Source organism: Nicoliella sp. ESL1149 (assembly GCF_058107265.1).
The window spans coordinates 442933-458793 of sequence record NZ_JBYLUE010000004.1; the positions used below are offsets into that span (position 1 = coordinate 442933).

16 protein-coding genes are annotated in these 15861 nt (G+C 33.5%); 12 read left to right on the forward strand and 4 right to left on the reverse strand.

What is annotated here, in order from left to right; genetic code table 11:
• Positions 1–236: 236 nt before the first annotated feature.
• From serC to AC3B6G_RS08215, 11 genes are all read left to right on the forward strand, one after another.
• Positions 237–1319 (forward strand): 3-phosphoserine/phosphohydroxythreonine transaminase, encoded by a 1083-nt coding sequence (gene serC / locus AC3B6G_RS08165; RefSeq protein WP_489849922.1) that lies wholly within the window; start codon positions 237–239, stop codon positions 1317–1319.
• Between the two features lie 12 nt (positions 1320–1331).
• Positions 1332–2495: a phosphoglycerate dehydrogenase gene (locus AC3B6G_RS08170; RefSeq protein WP_489849923.1), complete on the forward strand. Its 1164-nt coding sequence runs from the start codon at positions 1332–1334 to the stop codon at positions 2493–2495.
• Positions 2496–2583: 88 nt separating this feature from the next.
• Complete coding sequence (locus AC3B6G_RS08175; RefSeq protein WP_489849924.1) at positions 2584–3231, forward strand: NAD(P)-dependent oxidoreductase; 648 nt, start codon at positions 2584–2586, stop codon at positions 3229–3231.
• Positions 3232–3266: 35 nt separating this feature from the next.
• Positions 3267–3608 (forward strand): hypothetical protein, encoded by a 342-nt coding sequence (locus AC3B6G_RS08180; protein WP_489849925.1) that lies wholly within the window; start codon positions 3267–3269, stop codon positions 3606–3608.
• A gap of 79 nt (positions 3609–3687) precedes the next feature.
• Entirely contained in the window at positions 3688–4890 is a 1203-nt protein-coding gene (locus AC3B6G_RS08185; protein ID WP_489849926.1) for an MFS transporter, read from the forward strand.
• A 105-nt stretch (positions 4891–4995) separates the two neighbouring features.
• Complete coding sequence (locus AC3B6G_RS08190; protein WP_489849927.1) at positions 4996–5841, forward strand: SDR family NAD(P)-dependent oxidoreductase; 846 nt, start codon at positions 4996–4998, stop codon at positions 5839–5841.
• 5 nt (positions 5842–5846) lie between these two features.
• Positions 5847–6008 (forward strand): hypothetical protein, encoded by a 162-nt coding sequence (locus AC3B6G_RS08195; protein ID WP_489849928.1) that lies wholly within the window; start codon positions 5847–5849, stop codon positions 6006–6008.
• A 17-nt stretch (positions 6009–6025) separates the two neighbouring features.
• Positions 6026–6517 carry a GNAT family N-acetyltransferase gene (locus AC3B6G_RS08200; protein ID WP_489849929.1) on the forward strand — a complete coding sequence of 164 codons (492 nt, stop codon included), beginning with the start codon at positions 6026–6028 and terminating at the stop codon, positions 6515–6517.
• 133 nt (positions 6518–6650) lie between these two features.
• The gene (locus tag AC3B6G_RS08205) at positions 6651–7841 is read left to right on the forward strand and encodes an MFS transporter (RefSeq protein ID WP_489849930.1); all 1191 of its coding nucleotides are present in this window, start codon (positions 6651–6653) and stop codon (positions 7839–7841) included.
• A 61-nt stretch (positions 7842–7902) separates the two neighbouring features.
• A complete protein-coding gene (locus tag AC3B6G_RS08210) occupies positions 7903–8373 on the forward strand; it encodes a hypothetical protein (RefSeq protein ID WP_489849931.1) in 471 nt (156 codons plus the stop codon).
• 104 nt (positions 8374–8477) lie between these two features.
• The gene (locus tag AC3B6G_RS08215) at positions 8478–10454 is read left to right on the forward strand and encodes a S53 family peptidase (RefSeq protein ID WP_489849932.1); all 1977 of its coding nucleotides are present in this window, start codon (positions 8478–8480) and stop codon (positions 10452–10454) included.
• Between the two features lie 47 nt (positions 10455–10501).
• On the opposite strand, the gene AC3B6G_RS08220 is transcribed toward AC3B6G_RS08215, so the two are convergent.
• Positions 10502–11923, reverse strand: a complete 1422-nt coding sequence (locus tag AC3B6G_RS08220; RefSeq protein WP_489849933.1) for an APC family permease — start codon at positions 11921–11923, stop codon at positions 10502–10504.
• Between the two features lie 441 nt (positions 11924–12364).
• Between AC3B6G_RS08220 and AC3B6G_RS08225 the strand changes: the two genes are divergently transcribed.
• Positions 12365–13132 (forward strand): sulfite exporter TauE/SafE family protein, encoded by a 768-nt coding sequence (locus AC3B6G_RS08225; RefSeq protein ID WP_489849934.1) that lies wholly within the window; start codon positions 12365–12367, stop codon positions 13130–13132.
• Positions 13133–13193: 61 nt separating this feature from the next.
• Here AC3B6G_RS08225 and AC3B6G_RS08230 read toward each other — a convergent pair whose 3' ends face one another.
• The 3 genes from AC3B6G_RS08230 to AC3B6G_RS08240 form a co-directional block, all read right to left on the reverse strand.
• Positions 13194–14915: an NFACT RNA binding domain-containing protein gene (locus AC3B6G_RS08230; protein ID WP_489849935.1), complete on the reverse strand. Its 1722-nt coding sequence runs from the start codon at positions 14913–14915 to the stop codon at positions 13194–13196.
• 93 nt (positions 14916–15008) lie between these two features.
• Positions 15009–15416: a DNA-3-methyladenine glycosylase gene (locus tag AC3B6G_RS08235; protein ID WP_489849936.1), complete on the reverse strand. Its 408-nt coding sequence runs from the start codon at positions 15414–15416 to the stop codon at positions 15009–15011.
• On the reverse strand, positions 15380–15628 hold the full coding sequence (locus AC3B6G_RS08240) for a DNA-3-methyladenine glycosylase (RefSeq protein WP_489849937.1): 249 nt from the start codon (positions 15626–15628) through the stop codon (positions 15380–15382). Before AC3B6G_RS08240 ends, AC3B6G_RS08235 begins: the two co-directional genes overlap by 37 nt.
• Between the last annotated feature and the right edge of the window lie 233 nt (positions 15629–15861).

Below are 15861 nucleotides of genomic sequence, written 5' to 3' on the forward strand. Positions count from 1 at the left end.
TTAATCAACAAAAAGAAAGGAAGTTGTCACAATGATGATTAAAACCGAACATTTTAATATTAAACGTGTCTCTTCCAAGTCTGCACTTTTATTCGTGTAGGCTATTCTTACTGACGTCAATCGCCGCACACGAATGATTCAATCATGACTGTGGGGTGGCTAATTTTAAAGACCTTACAGCATGATTGCTGTAAGGTCTTTTTGTATTCTAAATTTTGGAAAAGGAAGTTATTGTAATGAAAGTTTATAATTTTTCAGCTGGACCAGCCGTTTTACCTCAACCTGTTTTAAAGCAAATTCAAGATGAAATGCTTTCTGTAAATGGAAGCGGGATGAGTATCTTAGAGATTTCTCATCGTAGTGATTTGTTTCAAGGAATTATTGATGAAACAAAATTAACCATCAAGGAATTGTTAAAAGTGCCGGATAATTATCATATTTTATTCTGTCAAGGTGGTGGAACTGGACAATTTGCTGCAGTTCCATTGAATTTAGCGAACCATCATAAAAAAATTGCATTATTAGACAGTGGACATTGGGCTACGGGGGCAGCTGATGAAGCTAAAGACCTAGGTTATGATGTTGATATCGTTGCTGATACTAAAGCTGATCATTATCAGGAACTTCCTTTTTCAAATAAAGAACTAAGTCCTAAAGAATATGATTATTTATATGCGACGATCAATAATACGATTGAGGGAACGACCTATCATGCTGATATGCTTCCAAAACATCCTGGATTAACTTTGGTCGGCGATATGTCCTCTAATTTCATGGCAGAAAGATATAACGTTAAGGACTTCGGGTTAATCTTCGCTGGAGCTCAAAAGAATGTTGGTCCTGCAGGTGTGACAATCGTTATTGTCCGAGATGATTTAATAGATCCTAGAGAACATACTCCTAAAGTACTTGACTATGTCCCATATGTTAAAAAAGATTCGATGTTCAATACTCCACCAACTTTTGCAATTTATGCTTGTGGTTTAGTTGCCAAATGGATCAAAAACCAAGGTGGGATTGATGCGATTGAAAAGCTTAATCGTGAAAAAGCTAAATTGCTTTATGATTACTTGGATAATTCTAAGATGTTTACAAACCATGTTAAAAAAGACCAACGTTCAATTGTGAACATTACCTTTACTTCTGGAGATGAAGCTATTGATACTAAATTAGTTCAATTTGCTGATGAACGCGGAATTAAAAATATTAAGGGACACCGTAGCGTTGGTGGTTTAAGAGCCAGTTTGTATAACGCCATGCCGATTGAAGGTGTTAAGGCATTGATTAAATGTCTAACTGAATTTGAAGAACAGAATTAAGGAGAGAAGATAATGAATAAAGATTACCAAGTAAAAACATATAATGCGATTGCCCAAGCAGGATTAGACCGTTTTACTGATCAATTTAAAATCAACCAAACAGATGATCCAGATGCGTACTTGATTCGTTCGGTCAATTTAAATGAACAGGAACTTCCTCAAAACTTAAAAGTAATTGCACGTGCTGGGGCAGGATATAATAATGTTCCATTGGATCGGGCTACCAAACAAGGGGTGGCAGTTTTTAATACTCCCGGAAGTAATGCTAATGCTGTTAAAGAAGCCGTTATAGCAATGATGATTGAATCGGCAAGAAATTTATTTGCGGTAGCTGATTTTGCGCAACATAATATTGATGCTGATATTTCTCTAATGAAGAAAAAAGATCCTAGATTTAAAGGAACTGAATTATTGAATAAAAAAGTGGCAGTAATTGGATTGGGGCATGTTGGTTCCTTAGTTGCAAATGCTGCTAATGATTTAGGGATGGAAGTTACTGGTTATGACCCATATCTTTCAGCGAATGCTGCTTGGCAATTATCAAATGAAATCAATCGAGCAGATTCCATTCAAAAGGCAGTCGCAGATGCTGATTTTGTTACCGTTCATGTTCCCAAAAATAAGGAAACAACTGGTTTAATTGATAAGAATATTATTTCAAAAATGAAAAAGGGTGCCCACCTATTTAATTATTCTCGTCTCGGAATTGTGAATAATGATGATGCAGTTGCAGGACTTGATAAAGGAATTTTAAGTACTTACATTACAGATTTTGGTGACCCGGTTTTAGTTGGTCGTGATGACGTTATTTTTACTCCTCACATTGGGGGATCAACGATCGAAGCTGAATCAAATGGTGCAATTCGGGGAGCAAATATCATTATGAGATTTTTAACGACTGGGAACATCAAAGGCTCAGTTAACTTACCTGAAGTTCAAGCTGCATTTAATGCTCCTTACCGATTAACATTAATTCACGAAAACGTTCCAAACATGGTTGGTCAAATGACAACTTTATTAGCCAATCATGATTTAAATATTGAATCAATGAATAATGGTTCTCGTGACAAGGTTGCCTACACTTTAATCGATTTGGATCAGGAACCATCTACTGATCTATTGAATCAAATTAAGCAAATCAAAGCGATGTATAGAGTTAGATTAATTAAACATTAAGATATCTTTAGAAGGCATTTTAATTGCCTTCTTTTTATTTCTAATTACAATGAGTACTATATATTTGTATATTAAGGAGTTTTTAGAAATGAAAATTGCGGTGATTGGCGCAACAACATTAACTGGAAATGCAATTATGCGTCAAGGAACGATTACTGGAAATCAAATGACAGCGATTGATGAGGATGTTGAAAAAGCTTATAAACTTTTTGGTCAAACCACACCATTGATTGTTGGGAATCCAATGGAATTAATTAGGGAACAATTAGTAAATTTTGACGTAATTATTGATACTTATTTACCACCAATAGATAAAGCATATTTGCAAGTTGATGTAGCAACAAAACTGATTGCGATGTTTCGAAATACTCATGCACCAAAGTTAATATTCATGTTGGGATCTAGCAGTTTATTAACAGGAATTGGGCATGAACACCTCGTTTTACAGGATCTTAAAAATATGCCTATGATGAAAGAATATATACCAATTGTTCGTCAACAGTTACAAGAATATTTATTTTTACGTGATATTGACGATGTTAATTGGTTAGGAGTATCACCAGCAGTTGATGTTTATGAAGGAAAACTAAAAAAATATCAAGTTGGTGATAATTACGTTTTAAGGAACCAAGCTGGACAATCTAGGATATCATATGTTACTTTAGCCAAAGCAGTAATCGATGAAATTGAAAAGCCAGCGCATCATTTACAGAGATTTACGGTTGCCGATAAATAATAAATTATAAGTAATAAATTACAGGAGTGATATTAATGAAAAAATTTATTGGAGTGTTGATGATTACTTTATTTGGAGGTAGTCTAGGTGTTGGAACCGTATCTGCATCTAAAGTTCCAGATATGGACTCTTCTTATTGGATGAAACCACGAAGTGTTAAATTAAAAAAGACAGTCACGGTTAAAGAATATAAAATGGCTATTCCGGAATATAAATCTAAAAAAATTGCTCAATTCAAATTAAAAAAGGGTAAGAATATAAAAATTGTTAGTAGTGCCGGTGGTTGGTTGTATGTAAAAGACGGTAAATTGATCGATGATGGTAACTATCAATACCGGATTAATCAAATTAATTATAAATGGTTCAGGCTTAAATAATTTTTAAATTATTTCATTGGTGTTATAATAGTTTGTGAAAATTAAAACAAACTATTACATACGAATGGAGTTGTTTATAATGTCAAATGATGTTCAAAATTGGAATCCTAAAACACTAATGCATCGTTTTGCGATTCTAGCAGTATCATTGGTAATTACGACTGGTACAGCAATTACACCAGTATTACCAGAGTTGGAAAAAGCCTTTTCTAATTATCCAAGGTCGATTGTAGATATGTTGGCAACTGTCCAACAAATTCCTGCTTTTATCGTTTTGCTTTTTTCTTCACAAATTGCCCTACGTTTTGGAATTAAAAGAGTTATTTCGTGTGGAATTTTGGTGATGGGAATCGCTGGAATGCTACCTGCAATCTTAACTAATTTTTGGTTAATTTTTGCTTCTAGACTTTTGTTTGGAGTTGGAATTGGGTTACTTAACTCATTGGCCGTTACAATTATTTCATTGTTATACAATAAAGATGATCAAGCTCAAATGTTGGGAAATAGAACTGCATTTGAACCAATTGGATTATGTATTGCGAACTTAATTATTGGTTTCTTATTAACGATTAATTGGCACGTTTCATTTTTGACTTATGCTTTGATCATCCCTGTTTGGTTATTATTCGTTAAAATGGTACCAAATATTTCAATGGGTGAAGAAACAAAAAATGGTGAGGTTAGCCATAAGGAAACTGTAAATTTAGCTGTTATTGGAGCAGGCTTTTTTTGTGCAATGATGACAATGGGAAGTGCCATTTTATTTGTTTTGACACCATCCATTATGGTTGATAATCATTTAGGTACTGCTACTCAATCTAGCTATGTTATTACTGCATTAACATTAATGAGCATGTTAATGGGATTTTTGTTCGGAACTTTCTTCAAATTAATGCGAAGATTTGTCCTTCCTTTTGGAGTGATTTTATTAATTGTCGGCTTGATTATTTATAACTATGCTCCTAATGTCTGGGTATTGACGATTGGCTTGATTATTGCTGGAATTTCATATGCTTTCTCTGGAACATATGTCTTTAACTTGATGAGTACGGTTGCTCCTGAAAATTCAACTGGATTAGCTAATTCAATTTTATTAGTAGGATGTAATATTGGAACAGCGGTTTCACCCATAGTCATCGGAGTATTCGATTCATTTTCACCTTTTGGTGGTTACAAACCTGGAATTATGATTTACATTGTAATTGCAGCGATTGTTTTAATTGGAATCTTATGTTTCCAAATGACTCATCGAAATAAAAAAGTTGCTTTAAAAATTAAATAATTAATAAATTAAGCACTATCGATTTAACTGGTAGTGCTTTTTGCATGCAGTTATGAAATGAAGTTGGTACAATTGACTTGAAATATAAAAAGGAGCGATAGAATTATGAAAAAAACATGGTTAGTTACTGGAGCTCATACTGGTTTTGGTAAGAGTTTAGCACTTTATTTAGCACAACAAGATGACGTTAACTTAGTTGTAACAGCACGTCATCCAGAAACTGAATTGGACTATTTGAATCACTATAATCATGGTCAAATTCAAAAAACACAGTTAGATGTTACAAATCCAACTGATATTAAAGAAACGGTTAATGTTGCCTATGATGTTTATAATCGCATTGATGTTTTAGTTAATAATGCGGGAATTGGTTATTTAGGTAATTTTGAAGAAAGTGATATGAAACAAGTTCATAAAATGTTTGATATTAATGTCTGGGGATTGGTTAACTTAACAAGAGCAGTGCTTCCAATTATGAGAAAACAAAAATCAGGAGCCATTATTAATATGTCATCAATGTCTGGATTAAATGCCTTTCTTGATGTTTCATTCTATACAGGGACTAAGTTTGCTGTTGAAGGAATTAGTCAAAGTATGGCTCGTGAAGTAGCACCACTTGGAATTAAGGTAATGTTAGTTGAACCAAGTGCATTTAGAACTGACTGGGCAGCTAGTGCTGAAAAGCACTTATCTGATAATCCTGATTATGCAGAATTGAATGCTCAAATTAAGTCAATGTCAGAACGTGCTCATCATGAACAAGGTGATCCTGATAAGGCTGCCGAAATAATTTATGATCAAGTTGAAAATCATTTTGACGAACTTCCACTTCACTTACCATTAGGTTCACGGAGTGTTGAAGGAACTATCGAAACTTTAAAGAACGAATTACAATCTTATGAATCAATGCGTGATTTAGCTGGTAAAGCTGATTTTAAGGATGGTGAATAGGAATTTTGTTAAATGCTGAACAATTATCAATTGCAAGGGATGCTTGTTACAATATGGCAGAAAATCCTGATGTTGATGATGCAATGGCACAATCATATGAAAATGCCGCTGATTATTTAGATGAATTGATTAGTTTAGCAGATAATGACGATGATGATCTTGACTAAAAAGAAATGAGGATTCTATGGAAATTACTTATGGATTACCCCAGCCCACTGATGCTGATGCAATGTATATCGTTGAATCAACGTGTTTTAGCGATGACGAACAATTATCACGAGATGAAATGAATGTAAATCTAACTAATCATAGAAAAACTTGTATGGTAGCTAGAGATAAAGATGGTCATATTATTGGAATAATGATTGGGAGTCCCATTGATCATGAACATTTGAATGATGATGATTATGTTGCTGCTGATTTAACTGATCAGCCGACAAAGTATTTTGCAATTTTGAGTTTAGCTGTTTTACCATCAGCACAAGGCCATGGAATTGCTGGGCAATTGATTCGACGGGCGCTGTTGCTAGCTAAATTGATGGATAAAAAGGCAGTTGTTTTAGATTGTAAGAATGAACTGATTCCATTTTATAAAAATCATCAATTTAAAGAAAATGGTAAATCACTAACGACGTTTGCAGGAATTAAGTGGAATAGTATGATTCATCCGATTTAAAGATAAGGTGTTTCTCATGAATGAGAAACATTTTTATTTTTATCAATGTAAGCGCTTGCATAAAAAAGAAAAAAGAGGTATAACTATAGATGTTAAAGTTACATCATGAAAATATTGGAAGAAGGTTTTTGGAATGTTAAAAGCGTCAGATTGGAATCAAAATAAATTCATGAATCGGTTCGCTGTTTTGGCAGTATCTCTTGTTATCACTACAGGGACTTCAATTGCTCCTGCGTTACCTGAAATGCAAAAGAGTTTCCCCAGTGTTCCAAGTTCAATGATTAATTTAATTGCAACAATTCAACAAATTCCTGCATTTATTGTTTTGTTATTTTCAGCAAGTATTGCGGCTCGTTTTGGAGTTAAGAAAATGATTGGTCTTGGAATGTTGTTAATGGGAATTTTTGGGATTTTACCTGCGATTCTAAATAATATTTGGTTGATTCTTGGATCCAGAATTATCTTTGGAATTGGAATTGGGCTATTTAATTCACTTGCTATTACGATCATTACGATTCTATATAGTGGTGATGATAGAGCTCAGATGCTTGGAAAAAGAAATGCCTTTGAACCAATTGGTCTTTGTATCATGAACATCATGATTGGAATTTTATTGAACATTAGTTGGCAAGTATCTTTCTTAGCTTATGGGTTAATCTTATTAGTTCTTGTTTTCTTCTGGAAGATGGTTCCAGATATTCAAATTCATGCTGATACAGATAAAGAAACTAAAAATGATAAACCTAAGGAAACGGTTAATTTTCCAGTTATTATTTCATGCTTATTCTTAATTATTATGACAATTGGACAAACCATTGTTAATGTTATTACGCCAAGTATTATCGTTAACCATGGTTTTGGAAGTGCTACAGTTTCAAGTATTGTAATTTCGATTAATGCAGTTGCCGGAATGGCAATGGGATTCTTATTTGGGCAAGTATTTAGTCGAATTCGTCAATATGTATTACCATTAGGATTATTAGCATTGATGCTTGGGGCGATGTTAATTAATTATGCTGGTCAACTTTGGATGGTTGTTTTAGGAGTGATTATTGCTGGATTTTCATACCCGTTATCAGGAACATTTGTCTTTGCTAAAGCTCAAGATTTGGCTCCTAAGGGTTCTAGAGCATTAGCAAATTCTGTTCTTCTTGTTGGATGTAATGTAGGGACTGCAATTACACCATTTGTAATGTCAGCATTAGATCCAATTTCCCCATGGGGTGGAAATGAAAGTGGTTTAATGAGTTTTGCTATTTTTGTTGCTATCATAATGATTTGTATTTTTGGATACCAAATTTTACACATACGTAAATCAAATTAATTTACCTGAGCCCTTTAAAATTCTATAATGAGATTAGATTTTAAGTTTTGGAGGGGATTAGATGGCTGATAATAAATTACAAGATGAATTTGATCAATTAAAATCAGAACAGAATGATAATTCTGATGTGAATGTCTATATTAATAAAGTTGATCAATTCATGCAAAAGTTAGAAAATGAACGTAAAGATGGGCAATTCATTTATCGTGTTAATTTGGAGGATACATTCCAAAACAGATCGAAACTTCAAGAAACTTTAGCTGCATTTGTTAATGAGGTCGGAATTGAAGATTACTTAGTGGATAATGTTGATGCAATTTTTGAAACCCTTGCAAATGAAGAAAAGCCTGCTAGTCAATATTATAAGCTCGTTCTTCATCGGACAGGTGAAACTTTACCATTAAATAATTTAGCTCGTTTTAATGAAGATGCAGTAATTGAAGTCCAACCGGTTTCTAATGATGATAAACCGCTAGCTTTTAAATATGCTTCTGATATGATGGAACATCAATTTGAACATAGTTTAAATTAATAGATGAGCATTTATAGCTTTTAGCTAAGATGCTTTTTTATTTTGAATTGTATCCAAATCGTTATGTCGATATTATGAAGTTAATTTATCAAGGAGTGGAATTAATGAAACGACGAACAAGAATTGGCTTAATGATAATGTTATTACCAATCGCTTTTTTTGTGATTATTTGGAATTATCAAGCTGATGCTAAGCAGATAAACGTAAATCTGAACAAGCAGCAAACGTTAATGATTAGCCTAAGAGGACGGCATAGCCAAAAGTTACATAATTTTATTTATAAAACTGTTACACCTGGAAATGCAAATTTTCATAAGTATTTAACGCCTCAACAGTTTGCAAATCAATATGGATTATCCAATAAAAAAGTGACAGTAATGGGTCACTATTTAAAGAAAAATCATTTAAGAGCCGCAACTTATCCTGGAAATATCGTCATGAACGTTAGTGGGAAAACAAAGGATATCGAAAAAGTTTTTGGAGTTAAAATTAGTCAAGATGTTAACAAACATTATATCTATCAATCAGCTTCTATTGTTTCGCGTCCTAAACGGATGATAAGAAATGATATTCAAAAGCTAATTCTAACGAGTTTGTATAGTAATACCAAAAACAAGCATTCTAATGGTAATAATGGAGATTCTCAAAATGTTGTAAAAACATCACATGATTCCAATATTAGAGATCGTTCCTATAAGAAATTTGGCCGTAGCTATAATACGAATTCTCTTTATGACAATGGTAATAATGGATCTGGTCAAGCTATCGGAATTATTGGGCAAGAAAATTTTAATTCTAAAGATGTCCAAAAATATTGGGAACACGAACATCTCAACTCGAACATAAACCGAATCAAAAAGATCTTTGTTAATCATTCAATTGGAAAAGGATATGGGAACGAAACAACGATGGATGTGGAACAAGCAAGTGTAATTGCTCCGGGAGCAAGAATTATTACTTATTTAGGTGACCATAATCAGTCTAACCCAACTAATTTATTTGCTAAGGCGATTGGGAGTAATAAAGTAAGCGTAATTTCATCTAGTTTTGGTTCTCAGGAAAATCATTTTGTAAAATCTGAAATTATGTTAGAGAATCGGTTGTTTGAGCAGGCTGCTGCACAGGGAATTACAGTAATGAATGCGTCAGGAGATAATGGACCTTATGGATTTCCGATTGGCGAGAAAAAATTATCAGCAACATTTCCAGCTTCTTCACCATATGTAACCGCAATTGGGGGAACGACTTTACCAATCAGTAAAATTTCATATTCGGAATTAAGAGATATAAAAATAAAGCATGATCGAATTGTATCAATCCCGCAAGAAACGGCTTGGAGTCAAACCGCAAATATTCAATATTTTGGTTGGGATTATCTTAATAAGACAAATTCTGAATATAATGAACAAGCGATTAAAAAACTTACTGCGGAATTTAATCGCTTAATTAAAAAAACAAAAAGCAATAAAACCAAGCAGAAGCTGCTTAATGAATTTAAATTAGAACTCGCTGAGTATAAAGAAAAGAAACATTTAAGTGCAACTGAAATGAGTAAAAAGTATGGGGCGACCGGAGGAAGTTTTAGTAAGTTCTTTGCAATTCCATATTATCAAAAGCATATCAGTGGTGCAGGAACTTATAATGCGATTAAATATCTAAATTTAAAGACAGGTAAATGGAATAAAAATGCTTTTAAGACCAATGTTCATATTATTAATGGTAAAAAAAGTGGTCGAAATGTTCCTGACATTTCGGGAAATGCTAATCCGTTAACTGGATATGGAATTGTTCTTAATGGTAAGTATTATCCAATGGTTGGGGGAACAAGTATCGTTTCTCCACAATTTGCAGCAATGGCGGCATTAATAAATCAAAAGCAAGGCGTTCGAATGGGATTTTGGAATCCACAAATTTATCGTTTTGCTAAGAATTCTAATTCTCCTTTCACACCTTTAGATGGTTTAAATAATAATAATCTTTATTACGTTGGACAACCGCATAAATTGTATAATCAAGTGACAGGATTAGGAACAGTTGATTTTTCTAAGTTGAACCAAGCGTTTAGTGATGAGAATAAATAAAAAACGACTATCAGCTAGTTTCCAACTAGTTGATAGTCGTTTTCTTGTTATTTCTTTAGATGAGCGTGACGCATTCCATAAAGTAAATAGATTAAAATTCCAATTACGAACCAACCTAACATTAATAATTTAGCATCATTACTTAGATTTAAAAAGATAACACCAGAAAAACAAGCAGATACTAATGGTAAGACTGGATACAATGGCATCTTGAATTTAGCAATTGGTAAGTCTTTACCTTCTCTTGGACGTAATGCATAGATGGAAAGTGAAACCATGATAAAGGCAATTAACGTCCCAGCAGATACAAGATTAGATAAGAAAGTAAATGGAAAAACAGAAGCGACAAGAACAGCTGCGATGGTAACAACAGCTAATGAATTATTTGGCAAATGATGTTTGTTTACCTTTCCTAAGAATGAAGGAAGTAAACCATCTCTTCCAAAGGAATAGATCAATCGAGAACTGGCTAAATGAATTCCAATTAAAGCAGCAAACATTCCCACAATGGCAACGATAGATAATAAGTTAGCAGTGAAGTAATGGCCAGCTCTTCTTAACGCCCAAGCAGCTGGTTCTGCATTATTAGCGTAGAGATTATATTTGAACATACCAACTAAAACAAGAGAAACAACAACGAAGAAGGCTGTTCCAATTAAAAGAGTTCCGATAATTCCAATTGGCATGTTCTTTTCAGGATTCTTGGTTTCAGCTGTATTTGCGGCAATTGCATCAAAACCAACGTAAGCAAGAAAAATCTGAGCAGCTCCAGCAAAAACACCTTGGATACCTCCAAAACTAGTTCCAGCTTTATGAGCAGGAATAAATGGAACGTAATTTGAAGGGTGAATTGCTGTAAATCCAACAATGATAAATAAGATAATTACTAATAGTTTAATGACAACGATGGCATTCTCAATTTGACTAACTTTATCGACACCACGAGAAAGCAATCCTCCAACAAGAAGAACGGCAAATGCTGCAAAAACATCAACTACTCCACCAGTTTTTGGATTAAAACCACTTGAAAGAGCAACGGGAATTTTGACTCCTAGGTTAGTTAAGAATCCTTGAACATAAGCTGACCATCCAGATGCAACAAAGGCAACCGAGATGAAATATTCAGCAAGAAGTGCCCATCCAGTTAACCAACCAAAGAATTCACCGAATAAAACGTTGATCCAGGAGAAAGCAGACCCAGCATATGGAAGGACAGATGAGGTTTCGGCATAAGCAAAAGCTGCTAAACCGGCCCCAATAGCACCGATAATAAAAGATAAAGCAACTGCTGGTCCAGAATGATCAGCTGCAACGATACCAGGAAGGGTAAAGATGGCAGCTCCAACAACCATTCCAACACCAAGTCCTAATAAATCACGGGCTTTTAGTTTCGGTTCTAATTTAGAATCATTAGCCTCGTAAAAGCTAGGATCTTGTTTTGTTAACAAGCGTTTAAAAAAATTTTTCATGAACGAGACACTCCTTTTGTTTTATATAAAATTCAAATAAAAAAGCACCCTTATAAAAAGGGTGCTTTCGCACGGTACCACCTTAATTATCAATTATAAAATTGACCACTAACGTACAAATAATACGTTGACACTGTAATGGGTGTACCCAACACACGTTACTAATTTCGGTGTGTCGCTAAAAAGGGATCGTTATGTTAGATTTCAAATGCTTCCTTTCACCAACTGAAGCTCGCTGAAAATTGAAAATCCGATAACTTTCTTTTATCGTTGCAATTTTGTATTTGAATTTTATTTATTGATAATTCTACTTTTTAGAATGTCTAAAGTCAATAGAAAATATTAAAAAAGTTTAAAAAACATTAATATTATATTAAGGTAATGTGATGAGTTGTGGTATAATTAATTTTAATGTGTGAATTTTGAAAGGGATGGATTTAATTGCATTTTACAATTATGCAAATCTTAACTCTGCTACCATTAGGAATCGTAGCAGGGATTGTTAGTAGTAGTGTTGGGATGGCTTCACTCGTATCATACCCAGCTTTATTGTATGTAACGGGGTTACCACCAGTATTAGCTAATGTAACTAATACTTCATCTGTGATTTATAATGGAATTGGTTCTGGATTATCATCATTACCAGAACTAAAGGGACACGTGAAAGAACTTATTACGACGACAATTTGGATTTTTTTAGGAAGTATTGTAGGTTCCTATCTATTGATAAATTATTCTAGTAAAATGTTTCCCAAGTTAGTGCCTTTCTTTATCTTTTTTGCGGCAATCATAATCTTAAAACCAGATAAGAAGACTAATGATCAAGCCAATGTTGAATTAAGTCATCGTGGGAGAATTTTAGCTAACATTGCTTTGTTTCTTACCGGTGGCTATGTCGGGTATTTCGGAGCTGCTTCTGGAGTAATCACCAATGCAATTTTATCGAAAACAATGAATGGCCGTTATGCTGTTTATAATGCGGTCAGAAATGTTTCAACATTATTTGGTAATTTAGTTGCAATGATTGTTTTTATTTTTCGTTCTCATGTTTATTGGATTCTTGTTTTACCGTTAGGAGCTGGCGTTCTTATTGGTGGATACATTGGGCCAAAAATTGTTCGACGAATTCCTGATAAAATTATGAAGCTAATTGTCGGAGTTTTAGCAATTGGTTTAGCTTGTTATTTATTTATTCAAGCTTACTTCTAATTAAATCATAAAATAAAAGATAGGTAGTTGATATTCAACTACCTATCTTTTTCGTTTAATTTTAATTTTTAGCGTTTTTTAAATTATCACGTAGATGATTTACTTCTTCAATGGTTGGAGTAACGTAACAAGTGGTCTGACCCTCGTAAATTACTAAACCAGGTTTAGCACCACTCGGTTTTTTAACATGTTTAACTTGTACATAGTCCACGGGAACATTTGAAGATTCACGCCCCTTAGAAAAATATGCTGCGAGAGTAGCGGCCTGTAAAATGGTTTCTTCAGATGGATGTAAAGAACGAATAATAACGTGTGATCCATGAATTTTTTGAACATGCAACCAAATATTTCGTTTATCAGCAGTTTTTAGTGTTAATTTATCATTTTGTAAGTTGTTTTTCCCAACTAAGATTAAGGTTCCATCATCACTCATGAATTCTTCTGGAGCACTAGCTTTTGCATTCTTACGTTTTTGAGATTTTTTATGACTTTTTTTGATATAACCTTCAGATTGGAGCTCGGTATTAATGTCATCTAAATCGCTAGGTTGAGCCAGTTCGATTTGAGTTTCGATATTATCGAAGTAGTTGATTTCAGCCTTAGTTTTAGCTAATTGCTCATTCACATGTCCAATTGCATTTTTACTCTTTTGATATTGTTTAAAGTACCACTGAGCATTTTCAGAAGGAGTCCGATTATATGAAAGCTTAATTTTAATCGGTTTTTGATCATCGTAAAAATTAGGTAATTCAATTTCGCCCATCCCAGTTTTAACTTGATTTAGATAAGTCGTTAAAATTTCACCTTTGATCCGATAGTCATCGGAATGTTGAGCTTTATCCAAAGTAAGATTAAGTTTTTTTAATTTAGTCTTATTTTTCTTTAATTCGTTTTTAGTAATCCGGATTAGATGAGTTCCCTTTTCTCGAACTCGATCACGTTGAACTTTAGTTTGATAGTAGCTATCTAATAATTGACTTAAGGAATTAAAAGTCTTGTTTTCAGCTTCTTTTTCAAATGGATAAACTGCAAAAATTGCTTTTTTACCATCATCAATTAAAGTTGGGATAGGTTTTTGATAGTAATCCAAAAAAGTCTTAAATTGTTTTTCAGGATTATCACCCTGATGTAGAGTGATTGCTAATTGTAATGCAGTATCTCTACCAAATCCTTGGAATGTATGCTGAAGCTCTTTTGCGAGAACTTCTTGGTTTGGATATTGAATCAACAATTCTTTTAATTGTTGCCAATCGTTAAATGCGAATGGATTAACTAGATCCTGTTTTGGAGGATTGATATATTCTGAACCAGGAAGTAAAGTTCGATAACGATTCTGATCTGACCCAATTCGTTTAATAGCATCAATAATTCTACGGTCCTGAGCATCAACTAAAATGATGTTGCTGTGGCGAGCCATAATTTCAATTACTAGGATGATTTCTTTTAAATCACCAATTTCGTTTCTGGTTGTAAAATGAAATCTAACGACCCGATCATTATCAAGTTGGGTAATTTTTTTCAATACACTTCCGCTGAGGTATTTACGAAGCGTCATTGTGAAGTTAGTTGGAACTTTTGGATTAACGAATGGAATTTGGGTAATTTGAGTTCTCGCATAAGTAGGGTTTGCTGATAATAAAAGGGGGTAATTTTGACGATTGGAACGAATGGTAATGATAACTTCATTGGGGTAGGGTTGGCTTAATTTTGCTACTCGACCACCTGCTATCGTATGATTCAATTCGTTCGTCATTGCGTGAGTGAACATACCATCAAATGACATTAAAAATCACGTCTTTCTATAAAAAATTTAAAAAGTCGAAACTGCGTCATTACCTATTATAAGTAACATAATAGATTATCGTCAACAAAAGTGTTATTTAAGCCAACCATGACTAGTTAAGACATCTCTTTTTTTGATTCCTGATACATATGGATTGCCAGTTACAAAAAATCTTTTCTTATCATCGTGATTCTTGCCACTTGCAACCCCAATCCTGGCACTTGAACTGATCAATGCTTTTCTTCGATGACTTAAATCAATTTTAATTGCACCTTGATTACACATTGTTAAGTTATATTTATTGTTATTGATGCCTAATGCTTCCATAAATTTTGCTGGTCCATTGGTAAGATTTGCATCATGTTGTTTTCGGTTTTCTTTCATGATATTAATTCCAATTATTGGTTCAATTGCTCTGATCATAATTCCACTAGCTGTTCCAGGCATTTGATTAATAATTCCAATTACAAATCTGGCATGGATTTTATAAATATATAGCATTCCAGGTTCTCCATACAGGGGACGATTTTTTTAGTAATATTTTTTGAAGCCGCATATGAGGTTGAGTCTTCACTTCCGCCATATGCCTCTGTTTCAACGATATATCCTCCAACTAATCCATGTTGACTTTGATATGTAAATCGACGTCCTAATAAATCTTTAGCAATCGCTTCGGGGGAACGATGAGCAAAAAAATTTTCTAAAATATGCATTTGAATGAATCCTTTCTTAATTTTGGACATTTTAATAATATGGAGACCATATTGGTATTTTTGAAAACTAGTTAAACTGCTGATACAAAGGGGTTTAAAGATTGTAAATGTTTGCTTTTTATTAAAATTAAGCTTAAAATTAATAATAAGTATTAGTCTGTCCGTAGACTACATAATTATAAATGATAAATTGACATTTTACTTATAAAACTTTCAAGGTGGAGGTTACGATT